This is a genomic window from Bradyrhizobium sp. 1 (genome assembly GCF_023073315.1).
In the GTDB taxonomy this organism is placed as follows: Bacteria; Pseudomonadota; Alphaproteobacteria; order Rhizobiales; family Xanthobacteraceae; genus Bradyrhizobium.
Genome location: NZ_JADPJH010000014.1, coordinates 343,723 through 364,868 on the forward strand (window position 1 = coordinate 343,723; position 21,146 = coordinate 364,868).

The 21,146-nt window shown below is 63.3% G+C and carries 20 protein-coding genes and 1 tRNA gene; 5 read left to right on the forward strand and 16 right to left on the reverse strand.

Annotated features, from left to right (window positions below; translation table 11 throughout):
* Nucleotides 1-341: 341 nt before the first annotated feature.
* The gene (locus tag IVB29_RS10255; protein WP_247503269.1) at nucleotides 342-1,328 is read left to right on the forward strand and encodes a helix-turn-helix domain-containing protein; all 987 of its coding nucleotides are present in this window, start codon (nucleotides 342-344) and stop codon (nucleotides 1,326-1,328) included.
* Between the two features lie 113 nt (nucleotides 1,329-1,441).
* On the opposite strand, the gene IVB29_RS10260 is transcribed toward IVB29_RS10255, so the two are convergent.
* The 10 genes from IVB29_RS10260 to rpoZ form a co-directional block, all read right to left on the reverse strand.
* Nucleotides 1,442-1,714, reverse strand: a complete 273-nt coding sequence (locus IVB29_RS10260; RefSeq protein ID WP_247503270.1) for a hypothetical protein — start codon at nucleotides 1,712-1,714, stop codon at nucleotides 1,442-1,444.
* Nucleotides 1,715-1,816: 102 nt separating this feature from the next.
* Entirely contained in the window at nucleotides 1,817-2,569 is a 753-nt protein-coding gene (gene recO / locus IVB29_RS10265) for a DNA repair protein RecO (RefSeq protein ID WP_247503271.1), read from the reverse strand.
* Between the two features lie 134 nt (nucleotides 2,570-2,703).
* Nucleotides 2,704-3,084 carry a hypothetical protein gene (locus IVB29_RS10270; RefSeq protein ID WP_247503272.1) on the reverse strand — a complete coding sequence of 127 codons (381 nt, stop codon included), beginning with the start codon at nucleotides 3,082-3,084 and terminating at the stop codon, nucleotides 2,704-2,706.
* Between the two features lie 21 nt (nucleotides 3,085-3,105).
* Entirely contained in the window at nucleotides 3,106-4,032 is a 927-nt protein-coding gene (gene era / locus IVB29_RS10275; protein ID WP_247503273.1) for a GTPase Era, read from the reverse strand.
* Complete coding sequence (gene rnc / locus IVB29_RS10280; protein WP_247503274.1) at nucleotides 4,022-4,855, reverse strand: ribonuclease III; 834 nt, start codon at nucleotides 4,853-4,855, stop codon at nucleotides 4,022-4,024. Before rnc ends, era begins: the two co-directional genes overlap by 11 nt.
* The gene (gene lepB / locus IVB29_RS10285) at nucleotides 4,852-5,616 is read right to left on the reverse strand and encodes a signal peptidase I (RefSeq protein ID WP_247503275.1); all 765 of its coding nucleotides are present in this window, start codon (nucleotides 5,614-5,616) and stop codon (nucleotides 4,852-4,854) included. Before lepB ends, rnc begins: the two co-directional genes overlap by 4 nt.
* Nucleotides 5,617-5,864: 248 nt before the next feature.
* Nucleotides 5,865-6,284 (reverse strand): holo-ACP synthase, encoded by a 420-nt coding sequence (acpS, locus tag IVB29_RS10290; protein ID WP_247503276.1) that lies wholly within the window; start codon nucleotides 6,282-6,284, stop codon nucleotides 5,865-5,867.
* Nucleotides 6,281-7,033, reverse strand: a complete 753-nt coding sequence (locus IVB29_RS10295; protein WP_247503277.1) for a pyridoxine 5'-phosphate synthase — start codon at nucleotides 7,031-7,033, stop codon at nucleotides 6,281-6,283. The genes acpS and IVB29_RS10295 overlap by 4 nt, the downstream gene beginning before the upstream one ends.
* 45 nt (nucleotides 7,034-7,078) lie before the next feature.
* Nucleotides 7,079-9,364, reverse strand: a complete 2,286-nt coding sequence (locus IVB29_RS10300; protein WP_247503278.1) for a bifunctional (p)ppGpp synthetase/guanosine-3',5'-bis(diphosphate) 3'-pyrophosphohydrolase — start codon at nucleotides 9,362-9,364, stop codon at nucleotides 7,079-7,081.
* A gap of 208 nt (nucleotides 9,365-9,572) precedes the next feature.
* Nucleotides 9,573-9,965, reverse strand: coding sequence for a DNA-directed RNA polymerase subunit omega (rpoZ, locus tag IVB29_RS10305; protein ID WP_008133017.1), 393 nt, complete (start codon nucleotides 9,963-9,965; stop codon nucleotides 9,573-9,575).
* 327 nt (nucleotides 9,966-10,292) lie between these two features.
* On the opposite strand from rpoZ, the gene IVB29_RS10310 reads away from it, so the two are divergent.
* Together IVB29_RS10310 and IVB29_RS10315 are read left to right on the forward strand one after the other, a co-directional pair.
* Complete coding sequence (locus tag IVB29_RS10310) at nucleotides 10,293-10,937, forward strand: NYN domain-containing protein (RefSeq protein WP_247503279.1); 645 nt, start codon at nucleotides 10,293-10,295, stop codon at nucleotides 10,935-10,937.
* On the forward strand, nucleotides 10,918-11,592 hold the full coding sequence (locus IVB29_RS10315) for a uracil-DNA glycosylase (RefSeq protein WP_247503280.1): 675 nt from the start codon (nucleotides 10,918-10,920) through the stop codon (nucleotides 11,590-11,592). The genes IVB29_RS10310 and IVB29_RS10315 overlap by 20 nt, the downstream gene beginning before the upstream one ends.
* Here the strand turns inward: IVB29_RS10315 and IVB29_RS10320 are convergent.
* Genes IVB29_RS10320 through dapA form a run of 4 tightly spaced genes read right to left on the reverse strand, consistent with a single transcriptional unit; the run spans nucleotide 11,589 to nucleotide 14,080 of the window.
* Nucleotides 11,589-12,182 carry a peroxiredoxin gene (locus tag IVB29_RS10320; RefSeq protein WP_247503281.1) on the reverse strand — a complete coding sequence of 198 codons (594 nt, stop codon included), beginning with the start codon at nucleotides 12,180-12,182 and terminating at the stop codon, nucleotides 11,589-11,591. The genes IVB29_RS10315 and IVB29_RS10320 overlap by 4 nt on opposite strands.
* Nucleotides 12,183-12,186: 4 nt before the next feature.
* A complete protein-coding gene (gene smpB, locus IVB29_RS10325) occupies nucleotides 12,187-12,660 on the reverse strand; it encodes an SsrA-binding protein SmpB (RefSeq protein ID WP_211385897.1) in 474 nt (157 codons plus the stop codon).
* 59 nt (nucleotides 12,661-12,719) lie between these two features.
* Entirely contained in the window at nucleotides 12,720-13,163 is a 444-nt protein-coding gene (gene mscL, locus IVB29_RS10330; RefSeq protein ID WP_247503282.1) for a large conductance mechanosensitive channel protein MscL, read from the reverse strand.
* A 26-nt stretch (nucleotides 13,164-13,189) separates the two neighbouring features.
* Nucleotides 13,190-14,080 carry a 4-hydroxy-tetrahydrodipicolinate synthase gene (gene dapA / locus IVB29_RS10335; protein WP_247503283.1) on the reverse strand — a complete coding sequence of 297 codons (891 nt, stop codon included), beginning with the start codon at nucleotides 14,078-14,080 and terminating at the stop codon, nucleotides 13,190-13,192.
* Between the two features lie 241 nt (nucleotides 14,081-14,321).
* Between dapA and IVB29_RS10340 the strand changes: the two genes are divergently transcribed.
* A complete protein-coding gene (locus IVB29_RS10340; protein ID WP_247503284.1) occupies nucleotides 14,322-16,766 on the forward strand; it encodes a transglycosylase SLT domain-containing protein in 2,445 nt (814 codons plus the stop codon).
* Nucleotides 16,767-17,350: 584 nt separating this feature from the next.
* Here the strand turns inward: IVB29_RS10340 and IVB29_RS10345 are convergent.
* The gene (locus tag IVB29_RS10345; RefSeq protein WP_247503285.1) at nucleotides 17,351-18,925 is read right to left on the reverse strand and encodes a porin; all 1,575 of its coding nucleotides are present in this window, start codon (nucleotides 18,923-18,925) and stop codon (nucleotides 17,351-17,353) included.
* 702 nt (nucleotides 18,926-19,627) lie between these two features.
* Here IVB29_RS10345 and IVB29_RS10350 point away from each other — a divergent pair.
* A tRNA-Ser gene (locus IVB29_RS10350) sits at nucleotides 19,628-19,720 on the forward strand.
* A gap of 321 nt (nucleotides 19,721-20,041) precedes the next feature.
* Here the strand turns inward: IVB29_RS10350 and IVB29_RS10355 are convergent.
* A complete protein-coding gene (locus IVB29_RS10355; protein ID WP_247503286.1) occupies nucleotides 20,042-20,308 on the reverse strand; it encodes a hypothetical protein in 267 nt (88 codons plus the stop codon).
* Nucleotides 20,309-21,146: the final 838 nt, after the last annotated feature.

A 21,146-nucleotide genomic window follows, 5' to 3' on the forward strand; every position in this document is an offset into this window, starting at 1 on the left:
TTTGCGCGCACGCGTTCTCGGCACGCGGCAACACGTCACCACTCGTGCTCTGAGATCCGCAGAGCACTTCCGCCCGATATCGCTTAGGTTGCAAACGGTATCCGAAGATTGGTCGGCTGTAATGTGCAGTTTGTGCCAGTACGCCGGACTGCCGGTGGGGCTTAACGACACATGACGCAAATCCCTCAATCCACAGCGTTATGCGGCGCATAGCTCGCGTCAAATTCGGCAATCATTTGTCTCAAAAGGCGAGATCAATTCGTCGCACCCACCTCGCGTTGTAGTGGTATTTTGCTGCTGCCTGCCGCACAATTGTCGCGCTTCAGGACAAGGGTACAGCCATGGGGCAGTTCCTTCTGGTCGATTCGCGAAAGCTCGACGGATTCGAGGGCCTTCACCAGGCGGTGCACGGTTCTCACGTCGACGTCATGCAGCTCGGACGCGGGCGGCTGCGCGGCACGCTGTCCCATATCGGCATCGACGATTTCTCTCTCAGCATCGGCGCCTTCAACGTCGGCATGCGTACGCAGCGCTCCTCCAGCGACGACAAGCTGATCATCGGAATGCTGCTGGCCGCCGAGCAGCGCGTCGCCCATTGGTCGTTCGACATGCAGCTCAACGACGTGCTCGTGATTCCGCCACTGCTCGAGCACGACGGCGTCTTTCACGGCGCATCCGCTTACGCGGCGATGCGCTTCGATCTCGGTCAGGTGACGACACTGTTCGGCGGAGAGCCGCGCCTGAGCGATCCCGGCACCTGGCGCAGCCGCGGTCATTTCCGGGCGGATCTCCAGACAGGTGCAGTCGCCTCGCGTCGTCTGGTGCGGATCATGTCGCATCTGCGCAACCGCGCAAACAGCCTGACGCCATCGACCGCCGATTTCTGGAAGCGAACGATCGTCGAATGCATGGCCGCCAACGTCATCTCGTCACTGCCGCCCGACGACAGCGGCTGGCTTCCTTCGGCAAGACGATTGATCCACCGGGTCGAGGACTATCTGGACGAGGCCGGCACGCGGCCGGTGCATGTTTCCGAGATCTGTGCCGCGTTCGGCGTGTCGCGACGCACGCTGCATCGCGCCTTTCAGGAAGTGTTCGGGCTCGGCCCGGTCACCTTCCTGCGCCACAAGCGCCTGTGCGCGATCCACTCCATCCTGCGGGAAAGCTTGCCGGGCTCGACCACGGTGGCGGCGGTCGCCATGCAGCAGGGATTCTACGAACTCGGACGCTTCTCGCAGTATTATCTCGCGATGTTCGGCGAGCGTCCGTCGCAAACCTTGGGAATAGTATCGTTCCCCGTCGCAACAGGCAGGCTCGCCGAGGCTTGAGCCCGGTTCTCCCGGAGAGGGAGCAACCAGCGCACCTCGGCAATCGCCTTCAGATGCCGCCCGGTCAGACCGTGGCGGTGATCCGGCAACCATCGATCAGGTTCCTCGAGCGGCTACTGCCCAGCCCAGCCGGCGGTCACGGTCTGCTGCGTCTTGGGCTGCGCCGGCATATTGGCCACGCAACGGCGCGCAGTCTCGATCTCGGCCTCGGTTGCCCCGTGGGACCGCGCCCATGTCTCTGCGGCCGCAGCGGAATATTTCGCCACATAGTACCTGACGACGGTGCAGGAAGCCCGACGAAACACGCTCGGTTGCGGCTCTCCCGCGATCGCATCGGGCGCAAACGCGAGCAGCGCCGCTGATAGCGCAAATCCCCTGATCAACATTTGGGCCGTCCCCGTGATGGAACCTGTGAGGCCAACTCGGCCTCTGGGTTTTAGTTCCCCGGGAACTCGCCCGTTCCACGACAGGGCAGAGGCGCCCTCAGGTCACGGCGCCTGAAGCGCCGCTTTCGCCTGCTGCCGCGTGAGCGCGTTGATGAAGCCCGCGCGCGCGTCGGAATGGACCTGCCCGCGCGGCTCCAGCACGTTGCGGAGCAGGAACAGGCCGGTGAGCCGGAAGCCGTCCTGGAGGTCCTCGTCGGTGAGTTCGCTTGCCGTTTCGCCCTGGCGCAGGAACGGCGGCAGCCGCAACAGCCGGTCGCGCCATGGCTCCCCAGCGGTGCGCGACACCGCGCCGCCGGATTTCGGCGAGACGTAGATCAGGTCCATGGTCTCCCCGGTCGCCGCACAGTTTTCCAGTCCGAGCCTGAAGCCGAGTTCAGAGAGCATCGCGAGCTCGAAATGGATGACGTGCACGGCCGCGCTGCCGATGTCGTCGAAATCATCGAGCGAATGTTCGAGCATCGCGAAAATCTCCGCGTGCGGATCACGTTCCGGAAGGAGCCGCGCGATCGAGGCCAGATGGGTGACGCCGTAGACGCCGTGGGACGATCCCAGCAGCGTGGCGGCGCGCAGCTTGAGACCTTCGATGGCATAGGTGCCGAGATGCTCGTCGAGCCGCGCCCGCCATATCGCGCTGACGCTGTTCCCAGGCTGCAAAAGCGGCCGCATCCGCGAGCTCGCGCCGCCGCGAACAAGGCCGAGGTGCCGGCCGTGCGCGCGGGTCAAGAGCTCGACGATGGCGCTGCTCTCGCCATGCCGCCGTACGCCCAGCACGATGCCTTCGTCGGTCCATTCCATGGAGTGAAGTCTAGCGTAGTTCGTACTTCAATCGTAGGGCGGATTAGCCGAAGGCGTAATCCGCCATTGCCCATGCACAGCTAGATGGTGGATTACGCTTCGCTAATCCACCCTACGGCACCCGCTAAAAAAGCTCACGCGTTGAACCAGCCCTGCGCATCTCCGCTGAAGGAGAAATACAGCCCCATCGTCGTCAGCACGCAGGAGACGATCTCGATGGCGCTGTCGAGCTCCATCCCTTTCTCGCCGATGATCTGACCGAGCGAGATCACCGATAGCACGAGCGCTGCCGCCAGCACCCAGCGCGGCCAGTTCTTGCGCCAATGCGCAGCCAGCCAGACGAAATAGACGAGGAGCAGGATCATCCCGCCGGCGAGCATGGTCGCCGTCATGATCATCTGCTCGGTCATCTCGGCAGTGGGTGTGCGGTCCTGCACCGCGACCGACAGGGCATCCAGCATCAACGATGCATAGAGCAGCGCTTCGAAGCGCCGGACGTTGCTGGGTACGCTCATCGGTGACCGATCTTTTCTTGCTTATTCTTTGGGAAATTCCAGGCCCATCTCGCGATAGCGGTCGGGATCGTCGCCCCAGTTCTCGCGCACCTTGACGAACAGGAACAGATGCACCGGTACGCCCACGATCTCGGCGAGCTCCTTGCGCGAGTCCGCACCGATCGACTTGATGGTTGCGCCGCCCGCGCCAAGCACGATCTTGCGCTGGCTCTCGCGCTCCACGAAGATCGTCTGCTCGATGCGCACCGACTTGTCCTTGCGCTCCTCCCACTTGTCGGTCTCGACCGTGGACTGGTAGGGCAATTCCTGGTGCAGCTTGCGAAAGATCTTTTCGCGCGTGATCTCGGCCGCAAGCTGCCGCATCGGCGCGTCCGACATCTGGTCTTCGGGATAGAGGAACGGTCCCGGCGGCACGATCTCGGCCAGCGTGGTCCTGAGGTCGTCGACGCCGTCACCCGAGATCGCCGCGATCATGAAGGTCTTCGCGAACGGCATGCGCTCGTTGGCGGCTTGCGCCAGCGCCAGCAGCTTCTCGCGCTGGACCAGGTCGACCTTGTTGATCACCAGGATCTTCTCGTGTTTCACGCTGGCGACCTTGGTGAGGATCGCCTCGGCCTCCTCGTCGATCCCGGCCTTGGCGTCGAGCAGCACGCAGACGAGGTCGGCGTCGTGCGCTCCGCTCCAGGCGGTCGAGACCATGGCGCGGTCGAGCCGTCGCTTCGGCAGGAAGATGCCGGGCGTGTCGACCAGGATGATTTGCGCGTTGTTCTCGATGACGATGCCGCGGATCAGCGCGCGCGTGGTCTGCACCTTGCGCGAGACGATCGTGACCTTGGCGCCCACGAGCGCGTTGACCAGCGTGGACTTGCCTACATTGGGTGCGCCGATCAGCGCAACGAAGCCGCAGCGCGTCGCAGTGGGCTCCTCGCCGCTTGTTTCAGCCGTCATTGCCGCCGCCAACGCCTTCACGTTCAATCATCACTGATGCCGCCACCTTCTCTGCTGCGCGCTTGCTGCCGCCGGTGCCTTCGGCCGGAGCGAGTCCCGGCAGGTCGACCGCGACACGAAACTCCGGATCGTGGTGCGGTCCGGTGCGCTCGACCTCGCGATAGATCGGCGTAGGCAGTCCCTTGCCCTGTGCCCATTCCTGGAGCACGGTCTTGGGATCACGCAGCGGCCTGCGCGGCTTATGCATGCGCTCGGTCCAGTTGCGCTTGACGAAGTCGTCTGCGGCCGCATGGCCACCGTCGAGGAAGACGGCGCCGATCACGGCCTCGCAGATGTCACCAAGGATGGACTTGCGCAGGCGAGCATCGGCGCTGGAGCCGACCGAACCGAGCTTGATGTCATCGAGCAGGCCGAGCGACTTGGCGACGTCGGCGCAGCTCTCCTTGCGCACGAGCTCGGCAAGCCGCTTGGACAGCTCGCCCTCATCGGCGTTCGGGAAGGCATGGTAGAGCATGTCGGAGACGACGAGGCCAAGCACGTGGTCACCGAGGAATTCGAGCCGCTGATAGCTGTCGCCGCGCTTGCGTCCGGACTTCAGCGCCGAGACATGCGTGATCGCCTGCATCAGCAGGTTCGGGTCGGCAAAGCTGTGCCCAATCCGCGCCTCGAGCGCGGCATTCGCGTCCGCCGCCTTTGCCTTGTCCTTGGCCTTGCTGCCCCTTGCCCGCTTCTTCTTCGCAGGCGTCTTGGAAGCAGCTTCGCCGTCAGGGGCCGCAGCCGGCTCGGTCGTCTGGGGTGCGATGTCCTTGGCTTCGTCTTTCATCGGACAATTTTGAAGAAGCGATTCCAGCGCACCGACCACGGCCAGCGCCAGAACATCCAGGCATGCTCGCCTTCGCCGATGGAGAAGAAGATCATCTGGGCGCGGCCGATCAAATTCTCCTGCGGCACGTAGCCGACCTGGCCGAGGAAACGGCTGTCGGTGGAGTTGTCGCGGTTGTCGCCCATCATGAAGAAATGGCCTTGCGGCACATTGTAGACGTTGGTGGTGTCCATGTAGCCGTTGTCGGCGCAATCCAGCGTCTCGTAGGACACGCCATTCGGCAGCGTCTCCTTCCAGCGTTTCACCCGCGAGATCGCGCCGCTCTCGGCGCCGCAGGGGTCCTCGCCGACATATTCGCTCATGCGCTGACGCTCGACCGGCGTGTCGTTGATGTAGAGCAGCCCGTCCTTCATCTGGACGCGGTCGCCGGGCAGCCCGATCACGCGCTTGATGTAGTCGGTGGAATCGTCCTTGGGCAGGCGAAACACGACGATGTCGCCGCGGTGCGGATCCGAGCCCCAGATTCGCCCCGAGAACAGCGGCGGCGAGAACGGGATCGAGTAGTGGCTATAGCCGTAGGAATATTTCGAGACGAACAGATAATCACCAACCAGCAGCGTCGCCTTCATCGAGCCGGACGGGATGTTGAACGGCTGGAACAGAAAGGTGCGGATCACCAGCGCGATCAGGAGAGCGTGGATCACGACCCGGATCGTTTCGCCGACGCCGCTCTCAGTTTTCGTTCCCGAAGTCACGCTCATTGCTCTCTCAATTCCGGCCGGCGGTCACAGAGCGCCCTCCTCCCGCGAACTGCCCACCGTTCGCGGCCAAGGAGATTGTCCTGATTCTGATAATGAGGGCCAATTCCGGCGTAAAGCCGAATTCGCCCAGCCTGATTTGCGTCCGCGGACTTTTAGACGGTTGTCGGAGGCCACGCAATCAAGGATCGCATCAAAACTGCATAAGATATTGATTTTTAATACGAATTATAAAACGACCGCCCCAGGGGTCAGGGCTTGGCCAGCGGGACGGCCGAAATGACGACGAAGGCCTGTGCCAAAGGCCAGTCATCGGTGATCGACAGGTCGATCCGCGCCTCGAACCCCTCCGGGGTCAGGGCCTGGAGCCGGGCCAGGGCGCCGCCGGTCAGCTGCATGGTCGGCCGGCCCCCCGGCAGGTTGACCACCCCCATGTCGCGCCACCAGACGCCCCGCCGGATCCCGGTGCCGAGCGCCTTGGAGCAGGCCTCCTTGGCGGCAAAGCGCTTGGCGTAAGTCGCCACCACCATCTTCTCGTTCTTGGCGCGCCGCTCGGCCTTGGCCCGCTCGGCCGCGGTGAAGATGCGGTCGAGGAAACGCTCGCCATGGCGCTCCATCACCTTCCCGACGCGGGTGATGTCGATCAGGTCGGAGCCGATGCCGATGATCATGCCCGGCCCCGCCCGCGATCCATCGCCGCGCGCATGCTGCGCACCGTCTCGGCCAGACCCACGAACAGCGCCTCGCCGATCATGTAGTAGCCGATGTTGAGCTCCATGATGTCAGGCAGCGCGGCGATCGTCTCCGCCGTCGCATAGTCGAGGCCGTGGCCGGCGTGAACTTCCAGCCCGGCAGCCTTCGCCAGCTTCACGCCCGCGACAATCCGCTTCCACTCGGCCTCGGCCTTGTCAGCGTGGCCGTCGACCACGGCGTCGCACCAGGCGCCGGTGTGTATCTCGATCACGGGCGCACGCAGCCGCGCCGCCATCTCGATCTGCGCAGGATCCGCGGCGATGAACAGCGAGACGCGCATGCCGGCATCGTTCAGCCGCGCAATATAGGGTGCGAGCGCATTGTGCTGGCCGACCACATCCAACCCGCCCTCAGTCGTCACCTCCTGGCGGCGCTCGGGCACGAGACATACGGCATGCGGCCTGGTCGCAAGCGAGATGCGCATCATGTCGTCGGTCGCCGCCATCTCGAAATTCAACGGCTTGGAGATTTCCGCCTTGAGCCGCGCCATGTCCTCGTCGCGGATGTGCCGGCGGTCTTCGCGCAGATGCGCGGTGATGCCGTCGGCGCCGGCCTCGATCGCCAGCAGCGCCGCGCGCACCGGATCGGGATGGCGGCCACCGCGTGCGTTACGGACGGTCGCGACATGGTCGATATTGACGCCGAGGCGGAGCGGAGAAGTGGGCATTGCAGGACTCACGAGATCGGAGGAGCAGGCGAATACGAAAGACGCCTATCCATTAACACGTTCGACGCGGGCGACGACCGCCTTCGCGCGCAGCTGGGCCAGGATCGCGCTCAAATGCTTGAGATCGTAGACTTCGAGGTCGATCGTCGTCTCCGTGAAATCAGGCGAACGGCGCTGCATGCTGATGTTGTCGATATTGCCGTCGTGCTCGGCGATCACGGTCGCGATCTGTGCGAGTGCGCCGGGCTCGTTGACGTTCTCGACCTTGATGCGGGCCGGGAAGCGCTGCGGCACGGTATCCTCGATGTCCCAGCGCACATCGAGCCAGCGCTCCGGCTCCTCCTCGAAATCCTTCAGGGCCGGCGCCTGGATCGGATAGATCGTGATGCCCTCGCCCGGCGTGACGATGCCGACGATGCGGTCGCCCGGCACAGCGCCGCCGTTCGGCGCGAACTTGATCGGCAGGTCGGAATTGATGCCGCGGATCGGGATCGCGACCGGGCTGCGCGACGGCTCCGACGGCTTCTCCTTGAGCTTGGCGGCAAGCCCCTTCTTGATGCCATAGCGCGCGATGCGCTCTTCCTTGTAGTCGGGATACATCGCGCGCGCGACATGGGAGGCCTTGATCTCGCCGCGCCCGACCGCCGCCATGACGTCCTCGATCGAGGTGCGCGCGAGCCGCGGCAGCGCGCCCTTGAGCTTGTCGTCGGCGTATTCGATCTTGGCGCGCTCGAACAGGCGCTCGACGATGCGCCGGCCGAGGCCGACATATTGATCGCGCACCGCAGTCCGGGTGGCGCGGCGGATCGCGGCGCGCGCCTTGCCGGTGACCGCGAGCGTTTCCCAGGCCGACGGGGGCGCCGATTGCGCTTCCGAGGTCAGCACCTCGACCTCGTCGCCGTTCTGGAGCTCGGACGACAGCGGCGCAAACTGGCCGTTGATCTTGCAGCCGACCGCGCTGTTGCCGACGTCGGTATGCACCGCATAGGCAAAATCGATCACGTTGGCATGGCGCGGCAGTGCGATCAGCTTGCCCTTCGGAGTGAAGCAGAACACCTGGTCGTGGAATAGCTCTAGCTTGGTGTGCTCGAGGAACTCTTCCGGGTTGGCACTCTCCGAGAGGATGCCGATGGTGTGGCGCAGCCAGGCGAACGCGGTGGACTCGCGCTTGAGGAGTTCGGTCGGCGAGCCCACGCCTTCCTTGTAGAAAACGTGCGCGGCGATGCCACGCTCGGCGATCTGGTCCATGGCCTCAGTGCGGATCTGAAGCTCGACGCGCTGGTTGCCGGGGCCGATGACCGTCGTGTGAATCGAACGATAATCGTTCTGCTTCGGCGTCGAGATGTAGTCCTTGAAGCGCCCCGGCACGACCGGCCAGGTGGTGTGGACGATGCCAAGCGCGCGATAGCAGGACTCGATGTCGTTCACGACGACGCGAAAACCAAAGATGTCGGACAACTGCTCGAAGCCGACGGACTTGCGCTCCATCTTGGTCCAGATCGAGAACGGCTTCTTGCTGCGGCCATAGACCCGCGCGCCAAGGCCCCTGTGGCGCAGATTGTTGGAAAGCTGTGCCTCGATCTCGCCGATCAAATTGCGGTTGCGTTCAGCGAGCGCGTCGAGCCGCTGCATCACCACCGAATAGGCGTCGGGATCGAGAGTGCGGAAGGACAGATCCTCCAGCTCTTCACGCATCTGCTGCATGCCCATGCGGCCCGACAGCGGCGCGTAGATGTCGAGTGTCTCCTCGGCGATGCGGCGGCGCGATTCCGGCGGCACGAAATCCAGCGTGCGCATGTTGTGCAGGCGGTCGGCGAGCTTGACCAGGAGCACGCGGACATCGTCGGCAATGGCCAGCAACAATTTGCGCAGGTTCTCGGCCTGCTTGGCCTCGCGCGACACCAGCTCCAGCCGCTTCAGCTTGGTCAGGCCCTCGACCAGCGCGCCGATCTCGGAGCCGAAGATCTGGTCGATCTCGGCCCGCGTCGCCTCGGTGTCCTCGATCGTGTCGTGCAGCAGGGCTGCCACGATGGTGGCGTCGTCGAGCTTGAGGTCGGTGAGAATCGCCGCCACTTCGAGCGGGTGCGAGAAATACGGATCGCCCGAGGCGCGCGTCTGCGAGCCGTGCGCCTTCATGGCGTAGACATAGGCGCGGTTCAGCAGGTCTTCGTTGGTGTTGGGATTGTAGGACCTGACGCGCTCGACGAGGTCATATTGACGCATCATACGCGCGCGCGACTTCGGCGGCCGGGCGACCTGTGCAGTCGGGGCCACGGCAACCGATTCTGTTGCGGCCTGCATCTGCGTTGATCTCCGGCGTCGATACACCATGCCGTCCTGCCTTCAAACGGACCACCAGACGGCCCGTTGTATACATCTTAGCTCCGATCGCGCGCGCGTCCGATCAATTCGATGACAGCTGCGCGGCACGATGCGACAACGTTATGGTAACCACGAAAACGCCAACAAAAGCAAAGGCCCGAACACGGGTTCGGGCCTTTGATAAGATCACAAGAATTCGACGACTGCGATGGACGATTTACTCGTCTTCCTCGGGCTGCTCTTCCGGCGGCGCGAGGCCCTCGAGGCCCTTCAGCAGCTCCTCTTCGGTCATGCGCTCAACGGCAACCTCGGTATCGTCGGCATCGACGCTCGCGCCGGCGGAACCGATCAGCGGCACCGTGTCGGGCTCAGGCTCGTCGACCTCGACGAATTTCTGGAGCGAGTGCACCAGCTCCTCGCGGAGGTCCTCCGGCGAAATGGTCGTGTCAGCAATTTCGCGCAAAGACACAACAGGGTTCTTGTCGTTATCGCGGTCAACCGTTAGTTGTGAACCAGACGAAATCATGCGGGCACGGTGGGCAGCCAGCAGGACCAGGTCAAACCGGTTGTCGACCTTGTCGATACAATCTTCTACGGTGACGCGAGCCATGGACTGTCGCTCCGTTGTGGGTGGGACGAAATATGTGGATGATTGGGGCTAGTTATAGGGGCCGGGGCAGTTTCGCAAGGCCAATTTGTGATTTGGCCTCGCCAAAAGGCTCTGTTACCTCCACATTGGGGCTGGGACGGGTGGTTTCCCGGGCTGCCATCGTGGGTGGCGCCGGGTGTATGAAGGTCCGCCATAACTATACCTTGATTGCCCCGACTTCTCCGGAATTGCGGTTTCGACGGGTTTAGGCGGATTTAGAACTGCGCGGCTTGCTGCCGCCGCGCCAACAATAAACGATCAATCACGAACACTACGCGAGCAAACTGAATGTCACCTTCCTCTACCGACAAGATCGCGCTCTTCATCGATGGTGCGAATCTCTACGCGACGGCAAAAACTCTCGGCTTCGACATCGATTACAAGCGATTGCTGAAGGAGTTTCAGAGCCGTGGGACGCTGCTGCGGGCGTTCTACTACACCGCCATCATCGAGGATCAGGAATACTCCTCGATCCGTCCGTTGATCGACTGGCTCGACTACAACGGCTACACGGTCGTCACCAAGGCGACCAAGGAGTTCATCGACGCCTCCGGCCGCCGTAAGGTCAAGGGCAACATGGACATCGAGCTCGCTGTGGATGCCATGGAGCTGGCCGAGCACATCGATCAGATGGTGCTGTTCTCGGGTGACGGCGACTTCCGCTCCCTGGTCGAGGCCGTCCAGCGCCGCGGCGTGCGGGTCACGGTGATCTCCACCATCGCGAGCCAGCCGCCGATGATCGCAGACGAGCTGCGCCGCCAGGCCGACGTCTTCACCGATCTGGTCGAGCTGCAATCCAAGCTCGGCCGCGATCCGTCCGAACGCCCTGCTCCGCGCGAGCGCGGCGATCGCGAGCCGCGCCATCATGCCCCGCAATTCCTCCAGCGCGCGACGACGATGGCGCCGAGGGGCGATGACGACCTCGACGAGTGAGGCGGCCCGGCTAAGCCGCCAGCCGCTCACGCTCGTTCCCGACCGTGACTGTCCGCTCTGTCCGCGCCTGGTCGCCTTCCGCGAGGCGAACCGCGCGCGCGAGCCGTTGTGGCACAACGCCCCAGTCCCGCCCTTCGGCGACATCAAGGCACGCCTGCTGATCGTTGGCCTGGCGCCCGGCATGCAGGGCGCCAACCGCACCGGCCGGCCCTTCACCGGCGACTATGCTGGCGATCTGCTCTACGCCACCCTGCTTGAATACGGCTTTGCCAAAGGCATTTATCAGGCGCGGCCCGATGACGGGCTGAAACTGGTCGACTGCCGGATCGCCAATGCCGTGCATTGCGTTCCGCCGCAGAACAAGCCGCTGCCGGTCGAGATCAATACCTGCCGCCAGTTCCTCGCCGCGAATCTCGCGACGATGCCGAACCTGCGCGCGATCATAGCCCTCGGGCGGATTGCGCACGACACGGTGCTCAAGCCGCTGAACCTGAAGGCCTCGCAAGCGCCGTTCGGCCACGGCGCGGTGCATCAGGCCGGCGCGTTCAAGCTCTACGACAGCTATCACTGCTCGCGCTACAACACGAACACCCGCGTGCTGACGACGGACATGTTCCGCAGTGTGTTCGCAAGGATTAAGGCCGACCTCGACTAGGTCTTGTCAGAAGTCTTGGCCGGATTGGCCTTCAGCCAGTCCAGGACGTCGCCGGCGTTCCGGTCGGGCGGAAACACCGGATAGAACACATGCGAGATTCTGGCGTCGTCGACGATCAGCGCAAGGCGCTTGATCAGCGTCAGGCCAGCCACCTCCATGGTCGGAAGACCGAGGGCGCGTGTCAGCGCCAGCTTCTCATCCGATAGCACCGGAAACGGCAGATGCAGGCGCGAGGCCATCTCGGTCTGGTACGCGTTGCTCTGCGTCGAGAGGCCGAACACCTGCGCGGCGCCGGCAGCCTTCAACTCGGCGAACAGATCGCGAAACGCGCAGGTCTGGGGCGTACAACCGCGCGCGCCCGGGATCATGTCCCAATCGTCCACCAGAGCAATCTTGCCGGGCTCGCCGGTGCGCGGATAGGCGAACACCACGGTCCGGCCGGAGAGTACCGATAGCGTCACGGACGTATCGTCGGTCGCAAGCAGGCTGACAGCGGGCAGCGTCATGCCTTTGAGATGCGCGGCGCCGCCGTCATCGGCAGGCGCGGGAATCTGGCTCCAGTCGACCTCGAGCAGGTTCTTCTGAGACATCGCGCTATCCCCTCGCCCGCATCAGGCGGCCCTTCTCCCGGCTCCAGTCGCGCTTCTTCTCGGTCTCGCGCTTGTCGTGCAGCTTCTTGCCTTTTGCAACTGCCAGCTGCAATTTGGCGCGACCGCGCTCGTTGAAATAGAGCTTGAGCGGGATCAGCGTCATCCCCTCCCGGTCGACCGCGCCCATCAGCTTGTTGATCTGCTTGCGGTGCAGCAGCAGTTTTCGCGGCCGTTTCGGCTCGTGGTTGAAGCGGTTGCCCTGGAGATATTCGGGAATGGTGGCGTTGATCAGCCAGATCTCGCCGTCCTTGGAATCGGCGTAGGATTCCGCGATCGTGCTCTTGCCGCTGCGGATCGACTTCACCTCGGTGCCGGTCAGCGCAATGCCCGCCTCGATCGTATCCTCGATCGCATAGTTGAAGCGGGCCTTGCGATTCTCCGCCATGACCTTGATAGGACGTTCGTTCTTATCGGCCATGTCAGACAAACCTGATCGAGATGCGTCGCGACGCTAACAGTTTGGATGAAGCGCGCGCGTCAAGACTTCTTGAGGAGATCGCGGATCTCGGTCAGCAGTTCGACCTCCGCGGACGGCTTTGGCGGAGCGGTGGGCGCCGCCTCCTCCTTGCGCTTCAGCGTGTTCATGGCGCGGATCACCAGGAACAGGACGAAGGCGACGATGATGAAGTTGATCGTCAGCGTCAGGAAGCTTCCGTAAGCAAGTACTGCACCTTGCTTTTTCGCATCCGCTAAGTTGGTGGCGGTCACCGCCTTCGACAAGGGGACGAAGTAGTTCGAGAAGTCGAGGCCGCCGGTCGCGGCGCCGATCATCGGCATGATGATGTCACCGACCAGCGACGTGACGATGGCGCCGAAGGCCGCACCGATGATGACGCCGACCGCGAGATCGACGACGTTGCCTTTCATGGCGAAGTCGCGGAACTCCTGGAGCATCTGCCTGCCCTTTTCGTCGGCGCTCATGAACGGCTCCCCGATCTGCTACTTCATCAGTTGATCAGGCCGGCGTGCACCATGGCGCTGCGGACCGCAACGCGGGTCGGCTCAGTAACCGGCACCATCGGCAGCCGCAGCGTCTCGTCGAGCTTGCCGAGGAGCGACAGCGCGTACTTAATCGGCGCCGGATTGCTTTCGATGAAGAGGTTGTTGTGCAGCGGCATCAGCTTGTCGTGCAGCTTCAGCGCGGTGGCATGATCGCCCTTCGCCCATGCCGCCTGGAACTCCGAGCACAGGCGCGGCGCGACGTTCGAGGTCACCGAAATGCAGCCGTGGCCGCCATGCGCCATGTAGCCGAGGATGGTCGCGTCCTCGCCGGAGAGCTGGTTGAAATCCTCGCCCATCGCCGCGCGCTGCTGCGACACGCGCACCATGCTGGCAGTGGCGTCCTTGACGCCGGCGATGTTCTTCAACTCCCACAGCCGCTTCATGGTGTCGACCGACATGTCGATCACCGAGCGCGGCGGGATGTTGTAGATGATGATCGGAATGCCGATCGCGTCGTTGATCGCCTTGAAGTGCTGGTACATGCCTTCCTGGGTCGGCTTGTTGTAGTAAGGCGTCACGACCAGCACCGCGTTCGCGCCCGCCTTCTCGGCGTGCTGGGCGAGCTCGATCGCTTCCTTGGTCGAGTTGGAGCCGGCGCCGGCGACGACGGGCACGCGGTCCTTCGCTTCCTCGATGCACCATTCGACGACCTTCTTGTGCTCGTCATGGCTCAGCGTCGGGCTCTCGCCGGTGGTGCCGACCGGGACCAGGCCGTTGGTGCCCTCTGAAATCTGCCAGTTGACCAGGGAGCGGAACGCCGCCTCGTCCAGCGAGCCGTTCTTGAACGGCGTGACCAAGGCGGTGAACGAACCCCGGAATTTCGTCTTGGCTGCCATGGACTTCCTCCGTACGCGGCTATCTCGAGAGCAAGCCGCATTCATATCGGGTCTATCCCGCCGGTAAAAGACCCGCTTCCGTGTGACGCACCGTTTAGGCCGCGATTTTGCCGCGGTGGTGGTGCAAACCCGGCCAAGGTAAGCGGCTGTTGGTATTTTGTCCGCATATTCAATCAAATACAGCCAGATCTTGTACAACTGGGTCTTGAGCCAATTGACTGATTCGGGGCGACGAAACGCCGTGATCTCCTTTCCGCGCGCCGCATGGCGATCCCTAGGTCTGGTCGTGTGCCTGACGGCAGGGCTGTCGGTCGGCTGCGCCGCCTTGGCTAAGTCCAATGAGACGACCCCGGAAGGCGCCAAGGAACCCGCGAAGCCAGCGACCAAGGACACCGCGAAGGGATCGACCAAAGGATCGGCTAAGGGAACCGGCAAGGACGCGACCAAGGGAGCAGCGAGCGCTCCCGCCAAAGATGTTGCGAAGAAGCCGGCCAAGGATGCTAGCAAGAATACCAGCAAGGATGCTGGCAAAGGCGCTGGCAAGGAACCAGCGAAGGACAAGCCCAAGCCTGCGGCGGCGGCTCCCGCGCCAAAATCACATCCGACCGCCAACGGCTCGTCTCCCAAAGCCGCACCCGCGCCGGCCGCGACGGCCACCGTCAGACCAACCGCGCCGGCAGCCGCCGCCAAGCCAATTCCAGCGCCCGTACTTGCGCCTGCAACCCGTCAGCACGCCGCACCGCGCAAGCCGGTCACGCCCGCCGCGGTCGCTGCGACCTCGTCGACATCGCAAGCCGACAAGGACACGCTGGAGAACGTCATCGAGTTCGTGCGCAAGCGCAAGTCGGGCGAGGCCACCGATACCGCGGCCTCCATCTCCGATCCGGTCGCTCGAAAGCTCGCCGAATGGATCATCCTGCGCAGCGAGAACAATGGCGCGACCGTGGAGCGCTACCGCGCCTTCCTTTCCGCCAATCCGAGCTGGCCGTCGCAGACTTTCCTGCGCCGGCGCTTGGAGGCCGCGATGTGGGACGACAGGCGCGACGATTCCGTCGCGTGGTCGTGGTTCGAGAACGAATCCCCGATCTCCGCCAAGGGCCGCTTCACGCTCGCCAAGGCGATGCTGGCGCGCGGCGACCGCGCCAATGCCGAACGGCTGGTGCGCGAGGCTTGGCGTAGCGATCCGATGTCGGAGGACACCGAGAACGCCGCGCTCGACCAGTTCGGCGCCTTGCTGACGCCCGGCGACCAGAAGGCGCGGATGGACACGCTGCTCTACGGCAGCGAGAACGAGGCCGCGCTGCGCGCCGCCAAGCGCCTCGGCGCCGGCTATGTCGCGTTGGCCAAGGCCCGCATCGCCTCCTTGAAGAAAGCGCCGAACAGCCGTGCGTTGCTCGATGAGGTGCCGCGCGAGCTGCATAGCGATCCCGGCTTCATCTTCAGCAAGATCCAGTTGCTGCGCCGCGAAGAGAAGTTTGCAGAAGCGGCCCAGCTGATGCTGTCGGCGCCGAAGGATCCGAACCGGCTTTATAATCTCGACGAATGGTGGATCGAGCGGCGCCTGCTGGCGCGCAAGATGATCGACACCGAGGAATTCCGCAGCGCCTATCTGATCGCGCGCGATGCGGCGCTGCCCTCGCGCGACATCTACAAGACCGAGCAGGAGTTCACCGCGGGCTGGATCGCGCTGCGCTTCCTCAACGATCCCGCCGCGGCTACCCAGCATTTTGCCCGCATCGGCGTCGGCAGCGTCAATCCCACCACGCTGGCGCGCGCCGGCTATTGGCAGGGCCGCGCCGCGGAGGCGTCAGGCCGCCAGCAGGAGGCGCGCAATGCCTATGCGCGGGCCGCCGAGCAATCCACCAGCTATTACGGCCAGCTCGCGCGCGCAAAGCTCGGCCTGCCGCAGATCGAGCTCAACAGCCAGCCGCGCGGCCGGGGCGCCGAACGGCTCGAGATCGTGCGCGCCGCGCAGCTGCTCTATGAACTCGATGAGCGCGAGATGGCGATACCTGTTCTCGCCGACATGGGCGAGAACGGCGATCCCGAAGCCCTCGCCGGCCTCGGCGAGCTGACCCAGCGCTACAGCGACGCGCGCGGCATGCTGCTGCTCGGCAAGGCCGCGCTCAACCGCGGCCTGCCGTTCGACTTCTACGCCTATCCCGTCAACGGCATTCCGCAGTTCACGCCGATCGGCCCCGAGGTCGAGCGCAGCATCGTCTATGCCATTGCGCGCCAGGAAAGCGCGTTCAACCCCTCCGTGGTCTCGCCCGCGCAGGCCTATGGGCTGATGCAGGTGACGCCGGATGCCGCGCGCTATGTCTGCAAGCGGCACGGCGCGACCTACGACCTGGGCCGGCTGAAGAACGATTCGGTCTACAACGCCACGCTCGGCTCGGCCGAGCTCGGCGGGCTGCTCGAGGATTATCGCGGCTCCTACATCATGACGTTTGCCGCCTACAATGCCGGCCGCGGCAGCGTGAAGAAATGGATCGACCGCTACGGCGATCCGCGCGATGCCAAGGTCGACGCTGTCGACTGGGTCGAGCTCATTCCATTCTCCGAGACACGCAACTACGTGCAGCGGATCATGGAGAACCTGCAGGTCTACCGCGCCCGCTTCGGCGGCGGCACGCGGTTGCAGATCGAGGCCGATTTGCGCCGCGGCACCGCCAGCGTGGAGTAGCGGCGACTTCTTTCCAGCGAAAGCATGCCTCCTCAATTACAGATATGCCTGGATTGAGTGTGCAGGTTCACGCGCGCTCTGGTAGCATCGGTTTTGGGATAGGCATCTGCAGTCCCAAACAAACAAAAATGAGGAAAGCCATGAAGACGTTGGCAGTGTCCGCTTTTGCTCTTGTCGCCATGTCAATCGCGCCAGTGAGTGCCGCCCCCATCAAAGTCGCAGCCCAAACCAGCAATGCCGGTGGAGTCCAATGCTCCCTGTCCAGCGGTGTGGGTCACAACTGCAGAAACGTTCTCAACTTCAAAACCTTCTACGAGTGCCAAACCAACAGGATGGAGCGGGGTTGGACCGGAGTTGAGAGCTCCAACTACTGCCGGACGCTGGACGTGAAATAGGGACGGTTGCGGTTCAGAACCGGAGAGGCCGTCTCCGTTATGGTGGCCTCTTTCGTATCGAGAGCCGGGACCGGGTCCGTCCTTGCAATCATCACCTGCCCTTCGACGCTCAACGCTTCGTCGGCTCAAACGAAAGGCCCCCAGCGGTTTCCCGCTGAGGGCCTCGGAAGTCGATCAGTTAGATCGAGCTTACCAGTTGCGCTGAGCGCGGAGGAGCAGGGTCACAGTGTCCTGATCCTTCAGCTCGTAGAAAGCGGTCGGCTTGGCGGTCACGCTGGAGGGGGTAACGCCAACCGTACCAGAGTACTTCTGGTCAAGGTGGGTCCAGGCGAGATCAGCCGAGAACGTCAGGTTCTTGACGGGGGTCCAGCGGGTGATGATACCTGCCTGGCCGATGGCGAAGTCCGGGTTACAACCCGTCACGCCAGCGAGGCCACCGAACACGCCGCCGGCACCGCCGACGCCGCAAAGCGTGGTCTTGCCGAGCGAACCGAACTGCGCCTGAGCGTAGGCACCGTAGATCGCGGTGTTCCAGTATGGATCCCAGTTGTGGGTGTAAGCGCCACGGAAGCCCCAGGTCTTGACGGTTTCCTGCGAGCTGCCGGTGACGTACACGGTGTCCGGAGCATTGGCGAAGCCGACGCTCTGGTAGGCCGTCCCCGAGTTGCCGAACATCGAGTAGCTGCTGCCCGCCAGGTTCTGGAAGTTGTAGCGGGTCGCGCCATCGGTGTAGACGCCCTGGATGTTGATCACGTCACCCGCACCAGTCGGGATGTTCTTGATCGACAGAGCAAGCTGAACAGCCCAACCCCACTTGTCATCGGGATGACCGGTGAGTTCGGTCGCGCCGTAGTAACCGACGTGGTTGTCATGCGCAGCCACCGACGCCTGGAAGAGACCCCAGGCCTGGTCGACACGCAGCATCGCAACGAGGTTCGGCGAACGCGAGCCGCCGATGGCGTTGGTACCGTACGCACCACCAACCATGCCGGCCGCGGTTGCGCCGGTCATGTTGAGGTTGCCGGCCTGATAGTACTGGGTCGCGTCTTCCGCCGAGAACGCAGCCGTGATGCCCTGACCGAAGTCAGCGGTGTAGCTGAACTGGTTGACACCAGTGACAGTGCCGCTGCCGCCGACGAGGCTGTCGTAGTTGTTGCCGGGGTAGTTGTTCCAAGGCGCGTCGAACTGCGACACGGCCTTACCCATCGTGAAGCCGGCGAACTGGATGAAGGCGTAGTACACGCCGAGCGAACCGCCCGAGGTGTTGCCGTCAGTCGAGTTGACCGCGCCACCGCTTGAACCCGCCAGGCCTGTGCCAGCCGCGTTGAGGCCCAGGGTGCCGCTATACTGAGTTCCGCCAGTTGCACTGCCGAGACCCTGATAGTTGCCCGTCGTCCACGAGAAGACGCCGTCGAAGAAGGTACGAACAACGCCGTACTCGGTCGCGGTGCGCGTGTCGATGTTGAAATCTTCACGAGCGCGCATCGTGTAGTAGTTCGTCAGACGGTTGCGGGAACCGTTGTTCGTGGTGGTCTGCGCACCGTAGTCCGAGTTGGTGTTCAGCGCGACTTCAGCGCGCAGATAACCACCCAGCTTGATGCAGGTGTCGGTGCCCGGGATGTAGTAGAAACCCGCACCGTACAGGGAGCAGATCTTCACGTATTCGACCGCTTTGGCCTTCACGGGGAGATCGGCTGCCTGCGCTCCGCCAACGGCGATCAGACCCGCCGCGGAACCGAGCAAAAGGCTCTTAACCAACTTCATGTTAAACCTCCAAGTTTGCCATAGGGAAGGTTCCGGATCCGCTGGGTGAAACACCCTAAGGTTGGTTCCCTTGTCCCTTAATTTCACCGCTTAGCCGCTTCGCGCCTTCGGACACACCCGCTAACGCGAGGGACTTAAGCGAACCACCTAAACCGGGACGACCTCGGGATGCCCCCCTCCGTCGCTCAGTCACAATTACCGAACGCCTTTGCACACACAACAACAGAACGCTCCGAAACGGGCCAATGAAGCGTGTTTCCCGGCAAGTGTTGCACAAATAACACGCAGATGTGATCAGAGCACCCTCGCAACATATTGTTTTTGTTTGAATTTTCTGGTCGGTTCCATTTGCCGCCGAAATTCCCCACGTGAGGCGTGATCGGCGTGGACCTCGATCCGAAACGGCTTTGACGCGCTCGAATCGTGGAATCAGAAGAAGCCTCAAGGAGGAGGCACAGCCTCCCCTCCACCACTCTTTACTTGTCGCAAGCGCGGACACGACGCCGCTCAAGGCCCGCGCGGCGGACAGTCTTTATGAATAGCGGGGATGATTGGGACCCGGGCCGGCAGCTCGATTGGCGGAGATGGAAAGATTCAAAGCCTCGATAGGCCCCTGCCGCGAAAATCGCTGGGAATATTCGAGCACAAACACACGGTTACAAATTGACCGGCCCAAGCAAATAGATGCATAAGGCTCGCACCGGAGAGGTGGCCGAGTGGCTGAAGGCAACGCTTTGCTAAAGCGTCATACGGTCTCAAGCTGTATCGAGGGTTCGAATCCCTCCCTCTCCGCCACCCAGCGGCACAATCAAGGTCTGCGCGGTCTTTCACCTGAAGACTGCGCGGAACAGCAGCGAAAGCCTCGCGCAAGGATCAGCGCGGCCGAGTTCAGCCCGATTCGCGATCTCACTTATATTATGTGTGCCCTCATCTAGCGGCCGGAGCGCCATATCCGCCCGTGCGAGGGCGCAATCAGCACCGCCTCATCGGCCCAGACGTTGAATCAGACGAAGTCGCTCATGCCGCGCGGGTTCTTGAGTGGCGGCACGATGCAGGAACTTGATTCAATGGAACCGGAGCCGCCCATGAAAACACGGGCCGGATGCGATTCTCCGCTCAATGCGCGGAAACCCACGCCCTCGCGTCGCGCTGCGCGGCCGAGATCTCGGTCTCCGACATCTGACCGGCAACTTCCTGGCGCAGCGTCACGGCGTCCTTGTGGCCCTTCAGGGCGGCGAGGTTGAACCATTTATGCGCGGCGACGAGATCGACGAGGCCGGAACGGCCGCTCGCCCAATAGATGCCGCGCTCGAACAGCACGTCCGACAGCGCGCTCGCATCGATCGGCGTCGCCGTCTCGAGATCGAAAGTACCCTGAAACATAACGCATCCCCTTTTTTCTTATGCCGTCTCGTTCCCCCGAGCGCGGCTCCCGTCCAACTCTGATTTGCGTGATCCCTTCTGGGACCGCGCGGTTCAACTCATCCCCAAGTCTTCTTTGCGAAGTCTTCTTGCCAAGCCGTTTGCCGGCCTGTTGGAGACAATGATGGCGGGCAAATTTGAATGGCAGTTTAAGTATCGCGATGAAGCAGACGTAAACGCGAGCGCGCGCCGCCTGCGCGCGGAATTCAAAAAGCCCCTGTTTTGCAGCCACTTCTGCGATTCGTCAGATTCGGTTTACCTTGGGATTTTGGGAGAACGATAACCATCGCGCGCAGTGGTGCGTGCCCTGTGGTTACAATTTGTGGGAGGGGCGCGCCGTCGTGACCGCACTTGCCCCTGTCATTCCCCGCCACCAGATCTCGCCTTCGGCGAGCCCGATGACAGGCTCCGGCGCGGAATCCGGTACGCCGCGGCCCACCGAGTCAACCACTGCCGTCTCGGCGTATGGGATCGGCGGGTCAAGCCGGGCCATGACACCCGAGGGCGCGTTCAACAGTGCGGCCGCAGCCCTCGCCTGCCCCAAGGCAGTGCGGCCAACGCAGCGCGACGCCGTCGGGGTCAGATCAGCAATGTCGGAAAAGGGAATGCCGGCAATACCCCGGCCTCAAGGAACGAGGGCGTCGGCGAACACGTCAGGACCAGATTTCACATTGACCCGAAGGCCGCTTGTGAAATTGCGGAGCTCCTTGCGGAGAACCGCACCGAACGAAGAAAACTTGTTTCTTCTGCCGGACCGGGCTTTAGCGAGCGAACCCGCGAAGAGAACGATCCGACCGTT

Coding starts and splice junctions, on each gene's coding strand:
- IVB29_RS10255 (WP_247503269.1), top strand. CDS start 342: ATGGGGCAGTTCCTTCTGGTCGATTCGCGAAAGCTCGACGGATTCGAG.
- IVB29_RS10260 (WP_247503270.1), bottom strand. CDS start 1,714: ATGTTGATCAGGGGATTTGCGCTATCAGCGGCGCTGCTCGCGTTTGCG.
- recO (WP_247503271.1), bottom strand. CDS start 2,569: ATGGAATGGACCGACGAAGGCATCGTGCTGGGCGTACGGCGGCATGGC.
- IVB29_RS10270 (WP_247503272.1), bottom strand. CDS start 3,084: ATGAGCGTACCCAGCAACGTCCGGCGCTTCGAAGCGCTGCTCTATGCA.
- era (WP_247503273.1), bottom strand. CDS start 4,032: ATGACGGCTGAAACAAGCGGCGAGGAGCCCACTGCGACGCGCTGCGGC.
- rnc (WP_247503274.1), bottom strand. CDS start 4,855: ATGAAAGACGAAGCCAAGGACATCGCACCCCAGACGACCGAGCCGGCT.
- lepB (WP_247503275.1), bottom strand. CDS start 5,616: ATGAGCGTGACTTCGGGAACGAAAACTGAGAGCGGCGTCGGCGAAACG.
- acpS (WP_247503276.1), bottom strand. CDS start 6,284: ATGATCATCGGCATCGGCTCCGACCTGATCGACATCACCCGCGTCGGG.
- IVB29_RS10295 (WP_247503277.1), bottom strand. CDS start 7,033: ATGCCCACTTCTCCGCTCCGCCTCGGCGTCAATATCGACCATGTCGCG.
- IVB29_RS10300 (WP_247503278.1), bottom strand. CDS start 9,364: ATGGTGTATCGACGCCGGAGATCAACGCAGATGCAGGCCGCAACAGAA.
- rpoZ (WP_008133017.1), bottom strand. CDS start 9,965: ATGGCTCGCGTCACCGTAGAAGATTGTATCGACAAGGTCGACAACCGG.
- IVB29_RS10310 (WP_247503279.1), top strand. CDS start 10,293: ATGTCACCTTCCTCTACCGACAAGATCGCGCTCTTCATCGATGGTGCG.
- IVB29_RS10315 (WP_247503280.1), top strand. CDS start 10,918: ATGACGACCTCGACGAGTGAGGCGGCCCGGCTAAGCCGCCAGCCGCTC.
- IVB29_RS10320 (WP_247503281.1), bottom strand. CDS start 12,182: ATGTCTCAGAAGAACCTGCTCGAGGTCGACTGGAGCCAGATTCCCGCG.
- smpB (WP_211385897.1), bottom strand. CDS start 12,660: ATGGCCGATAAGAACGAACGTCCTATCAAGGTCATGGCGGAGAATCGC.
- mscL (WP_247503282.1), bottom strand. CDS start 13,163: ATGAGCGCCGACGAAAAGGGCAGGCAGATGCTCCAGGAGTTCCGCGAC.
- dapA (WP_247503283.1), bottom strand. CDS start 14,080: ATGGCAGCCAAGACGAAATTCCGGGGTTCGTTCACCGCCTTGGTCACG.
- IVB29_RS10345 (WP_247503285.1), bottom strand. CDS start 18,925: ATGAAGTTGGTTAAGAGCCTTTTGCTCGGTTCCGCGGCGGGTCTGATC.
- IVB29_RS10355 (WP_247503286.1), bottom strand. CDS start 20,308: ATGTTTCAGGGTACTTTCGATCTCGAGACGGCGACGCCGATCGATGCG.